Annotated in this window: 15 protein-coding genes, 1 tRNA gene and 1 pseudogene; 14 read left to right on the forward strand and 3 right to left on the reverse strand. The window is 69.1% G+C overall.

From position 1 onward, the window contains the following. Positions 1 to 4 precede the first annotated feature (4 nt). The 12 genes and pseudogenes from VM636_RS07255 to VM636_RS07310 all read left to right on the forward strand — a co-directional run bounded on the left by VM636_RS07255 (position 5) and on the right by VM636_RS07310 (position 11,047). Complete coding sequence (locus VM636_RS07255) at positions 5 to 1,795, forward strand: TraM recognition domain-containing protein (RefSeq protein ID WP_338484034.1); 1,791 nt, start codon at positions 5 to 7, stop codon at positions 1,793 to 1,795. Further along, positions 1,792 to 2,250: an XF1762 family protein gene (locus VM636_RS07260; protein ID WP_338484036.1), complete on the forward strand. Its 459-nt coding sequence runs from the start codon at positions 1,792 to 1,794 to the stop codon at positions 2,248 to 2,250. Before VM636_RS07255 ends, VM636_RS07260 begins: the two co-directional genes overlap by 4 nt. A gap of 41 nt (positions 2,251 to 2,291) precedes the next feature. Beyond that, a complete protein-coding gene (locus VM636_RS07265) occupies positions 2,292 to 2,882 on the forward strand; it encodes a hypothetical protein (protein ID WP_338484038.1) in 591 nt (196 codons plus the stop codon). Positions 2,883 to 2,944: 62 nt separating this feature from the next. After that, on the forward strand, positions 2,945 to 3,637 hold the full coding sequence (locus VM636_RS07270) for a hypothetical protein (RefSeq protein WP_338484040.1): 693 nt from the start codon (positions 2,945 to 2,947) through the stop codon (positions 3,635 to 3,637). Positions 3,638 to 3,795: 158 nt separating this feature from the next. Further along, on the forward strand, positions 3,796 to 4,680 hold the full coding sequence (trpA, locus tag VM636_RS07275) for a tryptophan synthase subunit alpha (protein WP_338484042.1): 885 nt from the start codon (positions 3,796 to 3,798) through the stop codon (positions 4,678 to 4,680). Beyond that, the gene (locus tag VM636_RS07280) at positions 4,673 to 5,119 is read left to right on the forward strand and encodes a hypothetical protein (protein WP_338484043.1); all 447 of its coding nucleotides are present in this window, start codon (positions 4,673 to 4,675) and stop codon (positions 5,117 to 5,119) included. Before trpA ends, VM636_RS07280 begins: the two co-directional genes overlap by 8 nt. 13 nt (positions 5,120 to 5,132) lie before the next feature. After that, the gene (locus VM636_RS07285; RefSeq protein WP_338484045.1) at positions 5,133 to 6,095 is read left to right on the forward strand and encodes a hypothetical protein; all 963 of its coding nucleotides are present in this window, start codon (positions 5,133 to 5,135) and stop codon (positions 6,093 to 6,095) included. Then, entirely contained in the window at positions 6,092 to 7,363 is a 1,272-nt protein-coding gene (locus tag VM636_RS07290) for a DNA cytosine methyltransferase (protein ID WP_338484047.1), read from the forward strand. The genes VM636_RS07285 and VM636_RS07290 overlap by 4 nt, the downstream gene beginning before the upstream one ends. Continuing rightward, positions 7,363 to 8,478, forward strand: a complete 1,116-nt coding sequence (locus VM636_RS07295; protein WP_338484049.1) for a DnaB-like helicase N-terminal domain-containing protein — start codon at positions 7,363 to 7,365, stop codon at positions 8,476 to 8,478. Before VM636_RS07290 ends, VM636_RS07295 begins: the two co-directional genes overlap by 1 nt. 65 nt (positions 8,479 to 8,543) lie before the next feature. Beyond that, a pseudogene (locus VM636_RS07300) lies at positions 8,544 to 9,008 on the forward strand (hypothetical protein); the annotation flags it as partial. A gap of 736 nt (positions 9,009 to 9,744) precedes the next feature. Then, on the forward strand, positions 9,745 to 9,978 hold the full coding sequence (locus VM636_RS07305; RefSeq protein ID WP_338484051.1) for a DUF397 domain-containing protein: 234 nt from the start codon (positions 9,745 to 9,747) through the stop codon (positions 9,976 to 9,978). A 178-nt stretch (positions 9,979 to 10,156) separates the two neighbouring features. Further along, complete coding sequence (locus tag VM636_RS07310; protein ID WP_338484053.1) at positions 10,157 to 11,047, forward strand: helix-turn-helix transcriptional regulator; 891 nt, start codon at positions 10,157 to 10,159, stop codon at positions 11,045 to 11,047. On the opposite strand, the gene VM636_RS07315 is transcribed toward VM636_RS07310, so the two are convergent. Together VM636_RS07315 and VM636_RS07320 are read right to left on the reverse strand one after the other, a co-directional pair. Continuing rightward, positions 11,044 to 11,832 (reverse strand): SAM-dependent methyltransferase, encoded by a 789-nt coding sequence (locus tag VM636_RS07315; protein WP_338486322.1) that lies wholly within the window; start codon positions 11,830 to 11,832, stop codon positions 11,044 to 11,046. The two genes, VM636_RS07310 and VM636_RS07315, sit on opposite strands and share 4 nt — an antisense overlap. A gap of 840 nt (positions 11,833 to 12,672) precedes the next feature. Continuing rightward, positions 12,673 to 12,951 carry a hypothetical protein gene (locus VM636_RS07320; RefSeq protein ID WP_338484055.1) on the reverse strand — a complete coding sequence of 93 codons (279 nt, stop codon included), beginning with the start codon at positions 12,949 to 12,951 and terminating at the stop codon, positions 12,673 to 12,675. A gap of 871 nt (positions 12,952 to 13,822) precedes the next feature. Here VM636_RS07320 and VM636_RS07325 point away from each other — a divergent pair. After that, positions 13,823 to 14,491: a DUF1524 domain-containing protein gene (locus VM636_RS07325; protein ID WP_338484057.1), complete on the forward strand. Its 669-nt coding sequence runs from the start codon at positions 13,823 to 13,825 to the stop codon at positions 14,489 to 14,491. Between the two features lie 373 nt (positions 14,492 to 14,864). Here the strand turns inward: VM636_RS07325 and VM636_RS07330 are convergent, their stop codons facing one another. Continuing rightward, complete coding sequence (locus tag VM636_RS07330; RefSeq protein WP_338484059.1) at positions 14,865 to 15,761, reverse strand: DUF5655 domain-containing protein; 897 nt, start codon at positions 15,759 to 15,761, stop codon at positions 14,865 to 14,867. Positions 15,762 to 15,971: 210 nt separating this feature from the next. Here VM636_RS07330 and VM636_RS07335 point away from each other — a divergent pair. Continuing rightward, positions 15,972 to 16,044: transfer RNA gene (locus VM636_RS07335), tRNA-Arg, on the forward strand. Positions 16,045 to 16,046: the final 2 nt, after the last annotated feature.

The raw sequence follows: 16,046 nt of genomic DNA on the forward strand, positions 1-16,046 counted from the left end.
GCCCTTGCCCCCCTCCCCCTCCAGCAGCAACACCGACGGATACGACCTTGTCCTGCGCCTCCTGCTCGGCGTGCTCGCCGTCGCCGTCCCCCTGTCCCACCTGGCCTGGCTGTGCGGCAACATCACCGCCTCCCTCACCGGAGGCAGCTGGGCCCCCTACCAGCCGACCAACGCCTTGCTCCACCCCGAGCAGGTCTGGCCCGAGGCCGGGGAGAACGCCCTGCTCATCGGGACACGCATCATTCCCGTTCTGCTTCTCCTGGCCCTCGGGGTGACGGCGGTCGCCCTGTGGCTCCGGCACAAGAACCGCGGCGGCGGCCGGAAGAAGATCACCGGCATGGCCAAGGCCCGGGACATCGAGCCCTTGATGGCCAAGGCGATCACCGACAAAGCCCGCTCGCTGCGTCCGAGCCTGAAAGACGCCAAGCACATCGAAGCCCGCGACACCGGCATCCTCCTGGGCAACCTGCAGAACACCCGGCACGAGGTGCGCATGGGCTACGAAGATGTGGCCGTCGCCATCATGGCGCCCCGCTCGGGCAAGACCACCTCGCTCGCCATCCCCTCGATGCTCGCCGCGCCCGGCCCCGTCCTGCTGACCTCGAACAAGGCCGCAGGCGACGCATTCACCACCACATACGAGGCCCGCTCCCGCGTCGGGCAGGTGTGGACCATGGACCCCCAGCAGATCGCGCACGCCGCACGCGAGATGTGGTGGAACCCCCTCACCAGCGCGACAACCCTGGACGGGGCGAACCGGCTCGCCGGACACTTCCTCGCCGCCTCGGTGGACGCCTCCCAGCAGGGCGACTTCTGGTCCAAGGCCGGCAGCAACATCCTCTCCCAACTACTACTGGCCGCAGCTCTCGACGAGCGGCCCATCACCGACATCATGCAGTGGCTCGCCTTCCCCGCCGACCGCACCCCGCTCGACATCCTCCGCGACCACGACTTCGTCGCCGTCGCAGCACAGCTCAAGGGCACCGTCGAGGGCCCCCCGGAAACGCGCGACGGCATCTACGAGACCGCCCGCCAGTACGCCGCCGCCCTGCTGAACACCGAGATAGCCGCCTGGGTCACCCCGCAGAAGGACGTTCCCGAGTTCCGCCCGTCGGAGTTCGTCACCTCCACCGACACGCTGTTCCTGCTGAGCAAGGACGGCGGAGGCGGGGCCTCGGCACTGATCGCCGCGTGCGCGGACTCCGTCATGCGCGCGGCCACCGCCCAGGCTGAACGCGCCGGCGGACGCCTGGACCCGCCCATGTTGGCGATCCTCGACGAGGCCGCCAACGTGTGCAAGATCAGCGACCTGCCGGACCTGTACTCCCACCTCGGCAGCCGCGGAATCATCCCGATCACCATCCTCCAGTCCTACCGTCAGGGCCAGAAGGTCTGGGGAGACGCGGGCATGGACGCCATGTGGTCCGCCTCGACCGTCAAGGTCATCGGCTCCGGCATCGACGACCCCGACTTCGCGGACAAGCTCAGCCGCTTGATCGGCGACCACGACGTGGAGACCACGTCCACCTCACACTCGGAGTCCGGGAAGTCGACCTCAGTCAGCATGCGCCAGGAACGGATCCTGCCCGCCGACGCGATCCGCGCCCTGCCCAAGGGCACCGCGCTGTGCTTCGCCACCGGCATGCGGGCCGCGATGCTCGACCTGCGGCCGTGGTACCGGGAGCCAGGAGCGGAGGAGCTGTCCACGGCGTCCGCCCGCGCCTCGAAGGCAATCACCGCCCGCGCCATCGCGAAGCACGCGCCGACACAGTCCGACTTCGGGACGGCCGCGTGAACGACACCTCGCTGCACCTGGTGCCGGTCCGCTCCCGTGAGGCGAAGGACTTCGTGCGCGCCTGGCACCGTCACCACCCGCCGCCCGCAGGACAGATCTTCGCGGTCGGCGCCGCCGACGAGACCGGCACGCTGCGCGCCGTGGCCATTGTTGGCCGGCCGGTGGCCCGTCACCTCGACGACGGCGCCACCCTCGAAGTCACCCGGACCGCCACCGACGGCGCGCCCAACACCAACTCCTTGCTCTATGGGGCCGCGTGGCGGGCAGCGAAAGCCCTCGGCTACCGGCGACTGGTCACCTACACACAGGACGGCGAGAGCGGCGCATCACTGCGCGGCGCCGGGTGGCGCGTCATCGCCAGCCGGCCGCCCCGTGCCGGATGGCACACCCCGTCTCGCCCACGAGCCGGCCACGGCAACGACCACGTCGCCCGCCTGCTGTGGGAGGCCCTCTGACCGAGCCCGTTCCTGCACAGCAACGGACCGAACATCTCACCTTGCCCCGTACCGCCCCGCGTCCTCCCGGAGTTGTCCTGCACACCGTCGACCTGACCGAACACACCCGCCTTCTCGGCGAGGTGGCCCCCGCCCTGAAGGAGCTGTCCGTGGAGGCGGCACGCATCCGGGAGGGCGAGATCGCCAAGCCCGTCCGAGAGATCGCACTCCTGAGCCTGCGGGTGCACGAGCTGGCGATGAAGTGCACGCGGCAGGTGCACGACCTGTCGGTCAGCCAGTACCCCGCGATGAAGGACGGGGCCGACAACCTGGCGCTCCTCGCCGGCGCCTGCTCCCAGATCTCACTGGCCGCCACCCTGTGCAACCTCGCCATCCATCACCGCACCGAGATCCTGCTGTACGAGGACGCCGATCCCACCCCGGCGACCAGCCGTGATCAGCTTCGCCGTGCCGGTGTCGAGATGCAGCAAGCGGCCACCACTTATCGCGCCGTAGCGCGACGGCTCTCCCGACGCCTCGCCTCATTCTCGGCGCGCGCTGAAGACCGGCAACTCATCGCCGAGGCCCAAAGGCCCAGCCCGCAGAAGGCGCCCTCCACACCGCCCGTGCTCGCTGCCCGGCGCCGCGTATGACGACGCCGCCCGAGGGCTTCCTGTTCGACGTGGCCGCCCCGCCGACGCCGGTTGAGCGCCTGTTGCTGCTCGCAGACCAGTACGTGCAGCACAACGACATGCTCGACCGTCTCCTGCGGGCCCATCCGCCATCCGAGCCCAACGCCCACGCCGCCTCCGCCCAGCGACTCGCTTCTGCGACCCGCACCGCCCTCAAAGCGGTCACCGACGGACGTCTCTTCCGCAGTCCCGATCTGTCGGACGCAGTGGTCCGCCTTGAGCAGCTCGCCTTCCTGAGCAGTGCCTCCGCGGACCAGCAGCTCCCGATGGCACGCACTCTGACGGCCTTGGCACCCGAAGCCGCGATGGGCTGCGCCAACACCCTCGCCTACGAAATCCGACGCCGCCGGGGGACGGCAGCAGGCGACGGTCCGGAGCACACCCTGACCGCCGCTCACCACACCGCTCTGTGGGAGATCGCCTGCGGGAACGTGGTGGTCACCAGCTCCCTGGGACGGCAAAACGTCCACTACCGCGACGAGCGCGTGCTCATGGGCACACTGCGGGCGTTGGAGGCAAAGGGGCTCGCGGAGCGCGTTCCGGAGTCCGCGCCTGCCGCCTATGTGGGCGGCCCGCTCCAGGACCGAGTCCGCCTCACTCCCGCCGGCACCACCGCGCTGGCCACGGCCATCAGCAGCCCGCCCAGTCGCAGGGCGCCCGGCACGACACCCGCGCCCGCACCCACCGCTGCGAAGACGGCCGCCCGCAGCCGTTAACTGACCCATCGGAGCCCACAGCAGCCCGCCCACCGATGTCGCCGGGCAGCTCGCTACTGCTCACGACCAGGCCCGGCAGATCGCCCAGGCCCTCGACCGCGTGGCCTCCGCCTTCAGCCACCAGCCCACCACGCCCCGTGCCCAGGCCGCCCACGGCAGTGCCACCACCCCCGTGGCCTCCCCGCCCACGCTGGCACCACGCCACCGCTGACCTGCCGCGACAGCCCGCCCTCCGAGAAAGGCATCTCCTGGCCGCCACCGACTCCCTCCACGCCCTCCTTGCCCAACCTCGGTGCGCGCTCGGCGTGTTCGTTGCCGCCGGACTGCATCCGGCCCGCGCCGAGCGCCGTCAGCTCGACCAGATCGCTCGGGCCGGCGCCGATCTGTTCGAGATCGGCCTCGCCCACCATGACGCCGGCCTCGACGGGCCCGTCATCCAAGCCGCCTACCGCCGCGCCCTAAGCCGCGGAAACGTCCTCGCCCGCGCCCTGCGCGCGGTCGAGCACGCCGCTGGCCTTCGGCCGACCGTCGTCATGACCTACTGGGATCCAGTCCACCGGCACGACCCCGAACACCTGGCCCGACTGCTCGCTGACGCGGGCGCCGCCGGGGCGATGGTCGTCGACCTGCCCGACGACCAGGCAGAGCGCTGGCAGGCCGCAGCGAAGGACGCGAACCTCTCCACCCCACGCCTCGTCCCGCGCCACCTCGCCGACACCGGTCTCGCCACCGTGGCCGCCGGTGCGTCGGGATGGCTCTACGCACCCGCCAGCACCGGCCCCACCGGCTACCGCGGCCCGCTCGACGTGCCCGCGCTCGCCGACTTCACGACACGCCTTCGTGCCGCGAGCCCCCTGCCCATCGTGTCGGGCGTGGGGATCTCCACCCCGGCCCTCGCGGAACGCATGGCGCCACTGGTGGACGCCGTCGTCATCGGCACCCCCGTCGTCCGCGCCCTGATGGCCTCCCCCGAGCAGGCCCCGGTGCTCACCACCGCGTTCGCCCACGCCCTGTACCCGTACGCCACGGAGACCCGTGCCTGACTCCACCAACCCGGTCCCGATCCTGTCCCGCATCGCCTCCGACGCGTCCTGTCTGCACCAGGCCCTGCGTGCCCTGCCCGCCGAACGGGACGCATCCGCACTGGCCGCGCGCATCACTGACGCCCAGGACCTCGCCGGCATCGCTTTGCGGCTGTTTCTCACCCGCAGCCGCCAGACGTCGCGGCCCTCCCCTACGGACCTGCTGCTTCTTCACCGTGTCGCGCAGATCACCAAGGCCGCCCAGGACGCCGCTGCCGAACTGACGGCTGCTCTTGCCCGCGCCGTGGAGAACCAGCGCCGCCAGGCCGCCGCCACATCACGGCGGGTCGTCCTGATCGGGCCGACACCGCAGCAGTCCATCGAGTCGGCCGCCGACCTCCTCGACCGCATCCCCGCCCTCTGCGACGCCCGCGAGTGGCCGGAATCCCCCTGCCAGTGACGCGACAGCCGCGATGCGAGCGCCCCCCTTTCCCCTACACCCAGGACAGACCATTTCAGATCAGCCCCGATTCCGCGCCCTCTCCCTCGGCGCGGGAGTTCAATCCAGCACGCTCCTTGCACTGTCAGCCGAGGGCATTCTCCCCAAGGTCGACTACGCGATTTTCGCCGACACCGGATGGGAACCCGCAGCGGTCTATGCACACCTTGACCGCCTGGAAGAAGAGATAGCCGCCCCCGCCGGGATACCCGTACTGCGCGTGTCGGCCGGAAATATCCGAGACGACGCCCTGAACCCGGAACACCGGTTCGCCTCCATGCCGCTCCACATCCTCAATCAGGACGGGCGACCTGGAATGACCCGGCGGCAGTGCACCGGCGAATATAAGGTTAAGCCAATCAAGCAGAAGGTCCGCGAACTGCTCGGCTACCCCTATCCGGCACGCATCCCGAAGGGTGTTTTCGTCGAGCAGTGGGTAGGAATCTCCACGGATGAATTCCACCGCGCGAAGGACGCGGACGTCAAGTACATGCGTAACCGGCATCCCCTTCTGGACATGTCCTGGAGCAGGGCCGACTGCGCGCGCTACCTGACTTCCCTCGGTCTCGCCGATACCCCGAAGTCGAGTTGCCTGGGATGCCCGTTCCATGGAAATGCGCAGTGGCGGCATATCAGGGACACCTCTCCGTCCGAGTGGGCGGACGTCGTCGAATTCGACGCGGCCATCCGGCAGGGCAATGCCCGCGCCAACGCCACCGGCAACAGACTGCTCGGCGAGGCGTTCCTGCACCGCTCCCGCGTCCCGCTCAGCGAAGCCCCCATCGATCACGTCACGGCTGCCGAGCGGGCCGCCCTGCGGATCAGCGCGGACGAGGCCGAGGTCCTGGAGAACGGTGTCGAGGACGGCTGCTCGCCCTGGGCGTGCCGGGGCGACGCCGACGCGCTGACGCAGGACGATTTCGGGCTGGCCACGTGATACTCGATCTCTTCGCGGGGCCGGGTGGCTGGAGCAGGGCACTGCACGTCCTGGGCGTGCGCGACGTCGGCCTGGAATGGGACCCGTGGGCATGTAAGACCCGCGCTGCGGCGGGTCAGTTGACCATCCGGTGCGACGTGGCGAGGTATCCGGCCTGGCCGTTCCTCGGCCGCACCCGCGGTGTGATCGCTTCGCCGCCGTGTCAGGCGTGGAGCATGGCCGGCAAGCGCCTCGGCCTGGTCGACCAGCCGCTGGTGCACGCGGCGGTCGAGGACCTGGCCGCCGGGCGCGACACCCGTGAACGCCTCCTCTCCGCCTGTCGTGACGAGCGCTCCCTGCTCGCTGCCGAGCCGATGCGCTACCTGCACGCGCTGAACGCGGTCGGCGAGCCCGACTGGGTGGCCATGGAGGAAGCACCGGACGTGCTGCCCTTGTGGAAGCAGTACGCTGCCGTCCTGCGAGGGTGGGGGTTCTCCGTCTGGTGCGGGATCCTCAACGCCGCCAACTTCGGCGTCCCGCAGACCAGGAAGCGGGCAATCCTCCTGGCCTCCCGCGTCCGGACGGCGCAGCCGCCCACGCCCACGCACGCCCAGCTCGCCGAGCCGGAATCGCTGTTCGGTCCGGGCCGTGCCCGCTGGGTCAGCATGGCCGAAGCCCTGGGATGGGGCGCGACCGACCGGCCCGTCCCCACCGTCTGTGCAGGAGGTGGGCCTGGCGGCGGCCCCGAGCCGTTCCCGTCGGGCTCTCGCAAGACGCTGTCCGACGCGCGGGAGCGCGGCACCTGGATGCCGCGGCCGGACGGGGTGGTTCTGCAGTCCCGCCGGGAAGGCGCGGGGTGGGCGGCCCGGCACGGCACGCGCGAGAATCGTGCGGCCGACGCTCCGGCGCCCACGTTCACCGCCGAGGCGCACCGCTGGTCCTGGTCCCTGCGCAGCAACAACCAGGCCAACGCCACCGTCCGGTCCATCCAGGAGCCGGCTGGCACGCTGTTCTTCGGGCACCGCGCCAACGAGTGCACCTGGGTCGCCGAACCCGTCACACCCTCGGCCACGGACACCGATGCGCCGGCCGTTCCCGAGCCGATCCGGATCACCGCCCGCGAGGCGGGCCTCCTGCAGACCTTTCCCGCCGACTACCCCTGGGCCGGCAACAAGGGCCAGCAGTTCTCCCAGATCGGCAACGCCGTGCCCCCGCTGCTCGCCGGCCACCTCCTCGCCCCGCACCTCGGCGTCACCCTCGACCCCGACGACTTCACCCTCGCCGCCTGATGCCCCACACCCCCGAACCCGACGAAGACAATCTCGACACCATCACACCGCCCCAGCCGGTATTCCACGTCGAGCAGGCCCTCCTGGGGGCTCTCCTCCTCGACCCGCACCGCCTGGACGACGTGAACGGCATCGCCGCCGACTCGTTCTCCACCGCCGCGCACGCCGCCCTGTATGCCGCGATCAGTACCCTGCCACGGCCCGACCCCGTCGAGCACGCGAAGAACACCAGGTGGCTCGACCGCGTACTCGCCACCGCCCTGGAGGAGGCGCGCGGACTGACCGCCTCCTACCTGCACGCCCTCGTTCAGGTCTGCCCCTGGCCCCGCCACGCCCCCGCGTACGCCCGGATGGTCGAGGCCGAGCACGCCCGCCGCCGCCTGCTGACGGCCGCCGAACGCCTCGTCCACACCGTCCACGACGCCTCCCTCCCGCACCCCGTCCAGACAGCGCTCGCCGAGGCGGATGCACTTGCCGCGGTCGTGGACGACATCGCGAACCGCTTCCCCCCGCGCTCCGGTGTCCTTCCCCGCACCCCGGCACCTCCTCCCACCGCCGCCGACGACACCGAGGCGGTCGAGGAGGAGCAGCTCCTGCTCGCGACCGCCACCGCCCGCCCGGACGATATCGACGCCGTCCGGTGGCTGGTCCCTCACGACCTCACCCTGCCCCTGCACGCCGGCCTGTGGCAGTGCCTGACCACCCTCGCCCGCCGCGACGAGCCCATCGACCCCGTCACCGTCCTGTGGGAAGCCCAGCAGCGCGGCCTGCTCGACTACGGCCGTGAACCAGCCGAGGTCCTGCGCATGCTGGCCGAACCGGCCGGATCCGTCGAGCACTGGGCCAAACGCGCCCTGCGGCGCTCCCTGCTGGCCACGGCCGAACACACCGGACGGCGCGTCGAGACGTACGTCGGCGACGCGGCGAACACCCCCTTCCAGCTCGTCGCCGGGGCCCGCCGCGCTCTCGCTGACATCGCCGCCGTCCGCACCCGCTGGCAGCACGCCGCCGGAGCCACTCCGCCGCAGCAGCGGCGAGCAGCGCCTGCCACCCGCGCCGGCCCGCCGACCACCACTGCCGCACACGCCGCCCGGCCCACACGAGCAACCCGATAACTCCCGATTACGCCGGTGGCCGGGCCAGCGGGTCCGGCCACCGGCAGAACGGATGAGGCCCCCACGTGACTGCCTCCATCGACGCCCATGTCCGCCTCGACACCCACCCCACGCACCCGAGCGCCGTGCAGGCCGTCCTGACCGGCACTCAGGCCCGTGTCGCCTCCATGGCTCTGGAGGCTGCCGGCTGGAGTGTCGCCACCACAGGCGTCCTGGTCCTGGCCCGCATCGATCACGAGGAGCCCTACCGGGCCGCCGACGCCGCCCAGAACCTGATCGCCGAAGGCATCACCCCACGGCTCCAGGAGGCCATCGACGAGGAATGGACCTGGGTGAACTATCCGATGCCCTGGCTCAGCCGTAGCGAAATCCGCGAGGTCTCCAGCGAGGCCCAGAAGATCCACGACGACCTCCGCAACGGCCGCCTCCTGATCCACGCCCACGCCCACGATGGCCACACCACCGTCGCGGTCGGCACATATCTCCACCGGGGCGGCAAGTCCGTCTACCTGCACGGCGAGGAGTACGTCGAGAGGCAACGTCCTTCGGGTCCGCCTTCAGGGAGCCCAGCAGCTTGCTGCGCTGCGGCGGGCACAGGCAGGCGAAGTTCCGCAGCCCCCGATGCGGCCGGCAGATCGTGCGCTCCACCTGGTTCCCGCCGTGCCCGAGCAATGTCTATCGGGCACAGGGCCCGGGCACAGCTTGTGGCGTTCACTCATCACAGCGGCCGACCGTATCTGCCGCCGCATATAGGCGTAGGCCGACAACCCGTGCCAGCTCGTCGTTGCGCATGCCGCGCTCTCGCCGGCCTCCAGTCTCTTGGCACCCGCTAGCCGTAGGGGCGGCGCCCGCCACAGCAATCGCGCGCGACTCGCGCCCCCGTGCCAACCCGCCGCACCACCACGGCTGCCCACTCGACGGGTCCCTCTGTGCAATTGCAAGCCTTCCTGAACATCGCGCCGAAGCGCGTGACAGCACTCGCCTGCGACCCGCGTCCCGCCCCGCCGTGGGAGGGGTGGGCTTCGGCCATTCTCTGAGAAGGCGGGCCGTCACTTACCGCATCAATATGCTTTTCGCATTTTTCTTTCTCCGGCACCTGAAAACACCCCTTCGAGGGACGACGCGCACCCCTGGGATATCGCTAGACTTTCACCCATTCACTTCTGGCCGTGAAATTTTCACGGCCTCGGTGAAAACGGAGGAGTGGAGTCCAGACCGGCCGACGCGGGGAGTTGTCGCTGGTCACAAGAGGAAGGCGGGCAGGGCATGTCTGCGATTTACAACGGAATTAGCTCCGGCGAACTGAAGGGGGTGCGCTGGATCAAGGCGTCCCGCAGCGACGGGGTCAACGAGTGCATCGAGGTGGCCGAGGTCGGCGAAAACATCGCCGTGCGCAACTCCCGGGACCCCCAGGGGCCCGCGCTGGTCTTCACGCGTGGCGAACTGTCCGCTTTCGCCGACGGAGTGAGCAAGGGCGAGTTTCGGCATCTGACCGACTGAAATATCCTGGCCTGGACTTGCTCTGAGTTGATCGGGCGATCAATCCTGTTGCCGCTGCGGCGAGGGTGCCGCTCACGCAGAAGGAGTCCGCACCGTGTCCGCTCGCCTCTCCGCGCTTCCAGGGCCAGGAAGCAAGCCCCGGCCCGCGCCACACCCCGTGGCGCGGGCCGTCGGCGCGATGCTGAAGCAGCACCGGGATCAGATGGGCTGGACGCAGGCCGAAGCCGTCTCTCACGTCCCGGAGATGGGGTCGGCCCCCGCCCTGAGCAAGTACGAGACCGGGAGGCAGGCCCAGGACCCGGCCCGAGTCGACCTCTTCCTCCGTGCCTGCGGAGCCACGGACGCCGTGCGGGAGGAGGCAGCGCGGTCCCTGCAGCGGATGCAGAACTCGCCGTCATGGGCCAACCCCTCCGACGTGGTTTCGGAGCCCCTGGCCGGACTGTTCGCCCTGGAGGCCACCTCCAAGATGATCCGGACCTACCAGGAGAACGGCGTCCCCGGCATGCTCCAGACCCGCCGGCATGCCCGCGCCCTGATGATGGGCGTGGCCGACGCGCAGCCCACCGAGGAGGGCCGGCGCACCTACCGCAAGCTGGTGAAGCGGCGCCTGGAGATTCGGCTGCAGCGCCAGGCCCTCCTCGACGCGACAGACGGATCGGACGATTCCCTGATGTACGAGGCCGTCTTGTCGCAGGGCGTGCTCCACGCGCCGGTCGGTGGGCCGGCCGTGCACTGCGAACAGTTGCTGCACCTGTTCACTCTCGCGGCGACCCGGCCGAACATCCACATCCGTATCCTGCCGTGGTCGGCCAGCCACGAGGGCGTGGCCTTCCACCCGTCGATGATGCTGCTCAAACCGTACGAGAACACGGTCGGCCGTGCCTTGTACCTGGAGACCCGGAACAGCAGCGGCAACCTGCTGGTCGACGACGAGGAAATCGAGAAGTACCAGGCGTCTCTGGAGGACCTGTGGACGAGGGCCTTGTCAAAGACCGAGTCGTTGGATCTCCTTGAGCAGTACATCGAACCGCTTCTCGCAGAGTTCCGTGCGAAGCAGGAGGATATCTAGACGATCCTGGCCACTCCGCCGTACTCGATCCATTCCTCCGTGCGCTGACGGGGAGCCAGGTCACTGTCAGGCAGCCAGCGTGAAACCTCCACGGGCTTTTCCGTCTCCAGCAGGTCAAGGCCGTCGAAAAACCGCTCCACCTCGTTTATCCCCCGGACCTCTCCCCACTGATTACCCGTAATCTCGGCCATGAAGTCGGTGATCTTCTTGCGAAGTTCTGGGTTGCCGCTGGCAAGCTGCGAGATGACCAGATAACTCCCGGCAGGAAGACGCTCGGCAACGCGACGGACGAGAGCCCACGGATCATCCCGCCCGGGAATGCAGTGCAGGACCGACACGAAAAGGGCGGCGACAGGTTCCCCGCTCCGCAGCAGCCTCCGGACTTCGGGACTGTCGAAGATCGCCTCCGTGTCACGCATGTCCGCGTCGAGAACTGCCGTGGTGGCCGGGTCCTCGGCGAGCATCATGCGCCCGTGGGCAAGGACCACGGGGTCGTTGTCGATGTAGACGACTTCGCTCGACGCATCGACCGACTGCGCAACTTGGTGCACGTTGGGCCGTGTTGGCAGGCCAGAGCCGTGGTCGAGGAAGTGACGCACTCCGTGCTCACGGGCAAGGTAACGAACCGCCCGCACCAGGAACGCCCGATTTACCAGGGCAAGTTCGCGTGTACTCGGAGCGATACGAAGTAGTTCTTCACAGGCGTCCCGGTCAGCCCGATAATTGTCGGTTCCGCCGAGAAAGTGGTCGTACATTCTGGCAACACTGGGCTTACTGACATCAATGATGGGCCGCTCCCCACGCTCTGGGACACACAGGTCCCCCTCGGATGCCACGGAACTCCGAGGACAGGGGTGTCATGTTAGGAGGCTGGTCGCCCTGACTGCTACCCGCTCCTACCAACGAGCGAAACGCCATCGGAGCAGATCGAGAGGAACAACGACCGGAACTTGCTCCGGCGCACCTCTTCCCAGTCAGACCGCAATCGCTGGTGGCATATTCAGCCCCCAGTCCAGCCGTGCCGCCTTACGCAGAGCGTCATGACGAAGCGAATCGAACATGCCCGCAGACACACCCATCGCACCGCCTGCTCGGGCTGCGGACAGCCCCAGACGGTAGTGCAGTACCAGGGCATCCACCTCCTGCGGACGCAGAGCACACTGAAGCGCCCTCACCGTAGATGTGCGGCGGAAGGCCGTGGCCGCTCGCAGTAGCACCCAGCCGAGAGCACACGGATCCGCGCTGCGCAGGGCGTGTGGCCACTGAGCCCCCAGCTCCTGCAGAGCCGCGTCAGCAAGGGTCCTCCCCACGGCGGCATCTCCGATCACCGCACCCGCATAACGCCGGTAGACCTGACCGTAGTCGCGGCAGAAGGCGGCGTACGCCTGCACGGCACCTGCATCGGTTCCCACGAGCGCGACCCAGTGGCTTGGGTGGTCGCCACTTTGCGGATCGCCCCCGGGTCCACGCTGCTCGGAACCCACCATAGTGATCACCTCACGGATCAAGATTAACGACGACGGCAGAGACGCGACAAGACGCACACGCAGACCCGGTGTTGAGGCAACGACGGGCGGCTGCCGCCTCCAGGGAGGCGGCAGCCAGACGAAAAGCGCCGGGGAGCGTCAAAGAGTGCGGCGGACCCTGACATGTGTCAGGCTGCTGCGGTCCATCGCCGCCGCGGCCAGCACCCCGGCCAGCACCGCGGCCAGAAGCCTCACCGGGAGGGGCTCCGGCCAGACATGGACGGTCGCCACAGCAGCAGCCGACGCAACGGTGCCCCAACGCAAGGTCACCACGGTGACGCTCTGGACTCCGGTTTCAAGAACGGTGGAAACCGGGATGCTAATCTCGGGGTTTGCTGGCAGGAGCTTTGCAACCTGCTGGCGAACGTGCTGAATCATGCTGCCTCCTCAGATGGGGTTTCGGTCCGGCACGTCGGGAAGGGCCCTGATGCTGACTCGACACCAACTCGGGGTCCTTCCCAGTGCCGAGCAGCACGCTAATCGCACTCCCGGGCCTGCCTGGGGTGGGCGAAAACCGCGAAAGCGGATCCAGGCACTCCGTCGCTGGGGATGGACGATCACCCCCAAGCACCGCCAGCACGACGAAGTGTGTCCACAACACTTCCGAAGCCGATCAAAGTCATTCGAAACCTGAGAGATGGCCTTTCACTCGTGTGGTGAAAGTCCTTATTCGACACTCACTCGCAGTCACTCCTTCGAGTGAAATTCTGAGGCGCTGGCAGAGGGCCGGTGATATCCCATCCGGCTGACCCACGCTTTGGACGTCCACTCGGGCCTCGGGGACAACGGCCTCGCCGAGGGCGCTCCCTGTCGTGCAAGTGACTGGGAGAAGCGAGTACTGGACGGAAAGCGGCTGGACTGCGTCGGAACATGCAGACGGGCGACCCCCGAGCCGGGCCTGGACGTCTTCGATGGCGCGGCTGCCGACGACACCGCCGCCGTGCTCTTTCAGCGCATGCTCGCCGAACGGTAGCCGCCGGCCACTCGATGCAGACCCCGCCAGGGGCAGGTCAGCCCGGGGTACGTCTACGCTGCCATCGGCAGTCAGTTCCGATGGCAGCGCAGCAGCGCCCCCTCGATACCTGCCTGGGCCCACTCCGGCAAACCCTCGCCCTCGCAGGGAGCGTGCACGGGCCGGGCGCCCTTCCCTCGGGTTCTCCCTCTATCCGGTGACCGTGCCACCGGTCCCGGGCGCGTCGGCGCCGTCCCTTGGTAGCAAGAGCGCGACCAGTTCTTCGAAGGGACACCCATGCGCCGTACCTTCGCGCTCGCCGCCGCCGCGGCCACTCTGCTCCTTCCCGTCTCCGCCCACGCTGTCCCGGCCCCAGCCGCAGCCCCAGGGGGCACCGTCACCCTGACCGTCCGCGAGGCGCTGGACGCACTGGTCGTCGCGCCCGAGGACACCACGCCGTACAAGCGTAGCTATTTCAAGCACTGGATCGACGCCGACCACGACGGCTGCAACACCCGACAGGAACTCCTTCTGGAAGAAGCCGTCGAAGCGCCGGATCAGGGCGCCGGCTGCAAGCTGACCGGGGGCCGCTGGTACAGCGCCTACGACAACACCTACATCGACGGGCCCAGCAGACTGGACGCCGACCACCGTGTGCCGCTGGTTGAGGCGTGGGACAGCGGAGCACCCGCCTGGACGCCCCAGGAACGGCAGGACTTCGCCAACGACCTCGACGACCCGCGCTCCCTGGTGATGGTGTCCGCGAGCAGCAACCGCTCCAAAGGAGGAAAGGACCCGGCGCAGTGGCAGCCACCGGCCGAGGTCAACCGGTGCGAGTACAACACCCAGTGGGTGGTGGTGAAGACCCGGTTCCGGCTGTCGGTCGACCCGGCAGAGAGGAAGGCGCTGGGCGACGAGTTGATCCAGTGCCCGAACGAAGAATTTACCGTGCTATTGGCCCGGTAGACGACGCCGACCCGAGACGGCGACCGGTAGAAGCCATGAGCCTGGATCTTGAGTGCTGTGCCTCTGAATCCGGTCAGGCTGTCAGCTCAAACCCTCGCGCAGGCAGTCGGGAAATCCCAGTCATCAGGCGGCCTACCGCTCCGGCGCGACGTCTCCTGCGGTGACGGCTGGCCAGCTGCCAACCCTTCATGCTGATCAGTCGCCCACCCAGGCGAGGCAGCATAGCGTGGGAACGCCGGTTGGCCAAACCGGCGATCCCACAGACCATAGATAGTCCACCGCCACCCCCCTGCCCGGACTGTCGGAAGGACCCGCTCACGGCCACAGACACGACTCGAAGCACAGCCCACCAGGTGCCGTGCAGCGGTATCCGCTACGCCGCGGCGTAGCTCGCCCGGAACAAATCCTGCGCGCGTTCCACGTCCCTCGGCGTACGGAGCTGCACCTCCAGATCACCCGTGCCGTGGTGACCGAGACCGGACACGTCCCGGGTGAAGCCCGGAACGAGGTCGACGCCCTGCGGGTCAACCTTCAGGTAAACCAGCAGCTTAGTCCGCTGCGGCGGGCACAGGCAGGCGAAGTTTCGCAGCCGCTGATACGCCCGGTAGGTCTTGCGCTCCACCCGGTTCACACCGTCCCCGAGTCCGAGCAGGACCTCGTCGACCGCGCCCGCCAGCTCCACCATCGCCGCGCCCTGGACGTCGGCAGCCGCCCGGGTAACAGGCCGGCGCCGCGCCCGGCGGGCCGCCTGCACCCCGCCGCTCACGGAGGCCACCGTCTCAAGCCCGAGCAGGTCCCTGCCAAAGAGTCGGTAGCGGACCAGGTCGATCGACCGCCGGTGCTCGCGCACGGCATGCACGTCGTAGCGGGTGAAGTCGCCGGCGATACAGATCAGGCGCGGGCCGCCCCACAGGACCTGGGACGCGGCCGTCACCCCGAGCCGGTCGCGGACCATGTGCTCGAACTCCGCCCGGTGGTCCATCAGCCAGGCCAGGTAGAACAGGCCCTGGTTGATGACGCCGGCGTCCGTGCCGCGCTTGTACTCGACGATGACCGGCGATCCGTTCTCGTCCAGCCCGAGCGAGTCGATCCGACCCCCGTGCACCGGTCCGGTGCTGTGCTCGCTCGCCAGGAACCGGACGCCCAGCAGCGTCTCCATGTGCGCTTCGACAAGGCCCTGCACATCGGCCTCGATCTCAGCAAGACGCGGCATAACCTGGATCATGCCGCTATTCGCCGTGTCCATGCGGAACAGCTTCAGGCCCGACACCTTCCCCTCCTCGGCTCGGACATCACCAACGCCGACGCAGTGAGGGATTGTTTCCGCGAGAGCCTTCGGGGGCGTGAAGATAGTGTGAGACCCTGCGTGCTGCCCGACCGGGGAGCGCTCGCGTCCCCCGGTCACCGGGAATCCGCGCTTCCCCCATGTGTCCCCCGCCACTTGGGGGACAGCGCCCGGAGGCTGCGTTTACGCAGGTCAGCCCCCGTAGCTCAGTGGATAGAGCAGGCGCCTTCTAAGCGCTTGGCCGCAGGTTCGAGTCCTGCCGGGGGGTGC

The sequence above is a fragment of the Streptomyces sp. SCSIO 75703 genome (assembly GCF_036607905.1).
GTDB lineage: Bacteria > Actinomycetota > Actinomycetes > Streptomycetales > Streptomycetaceae > Streptomyces.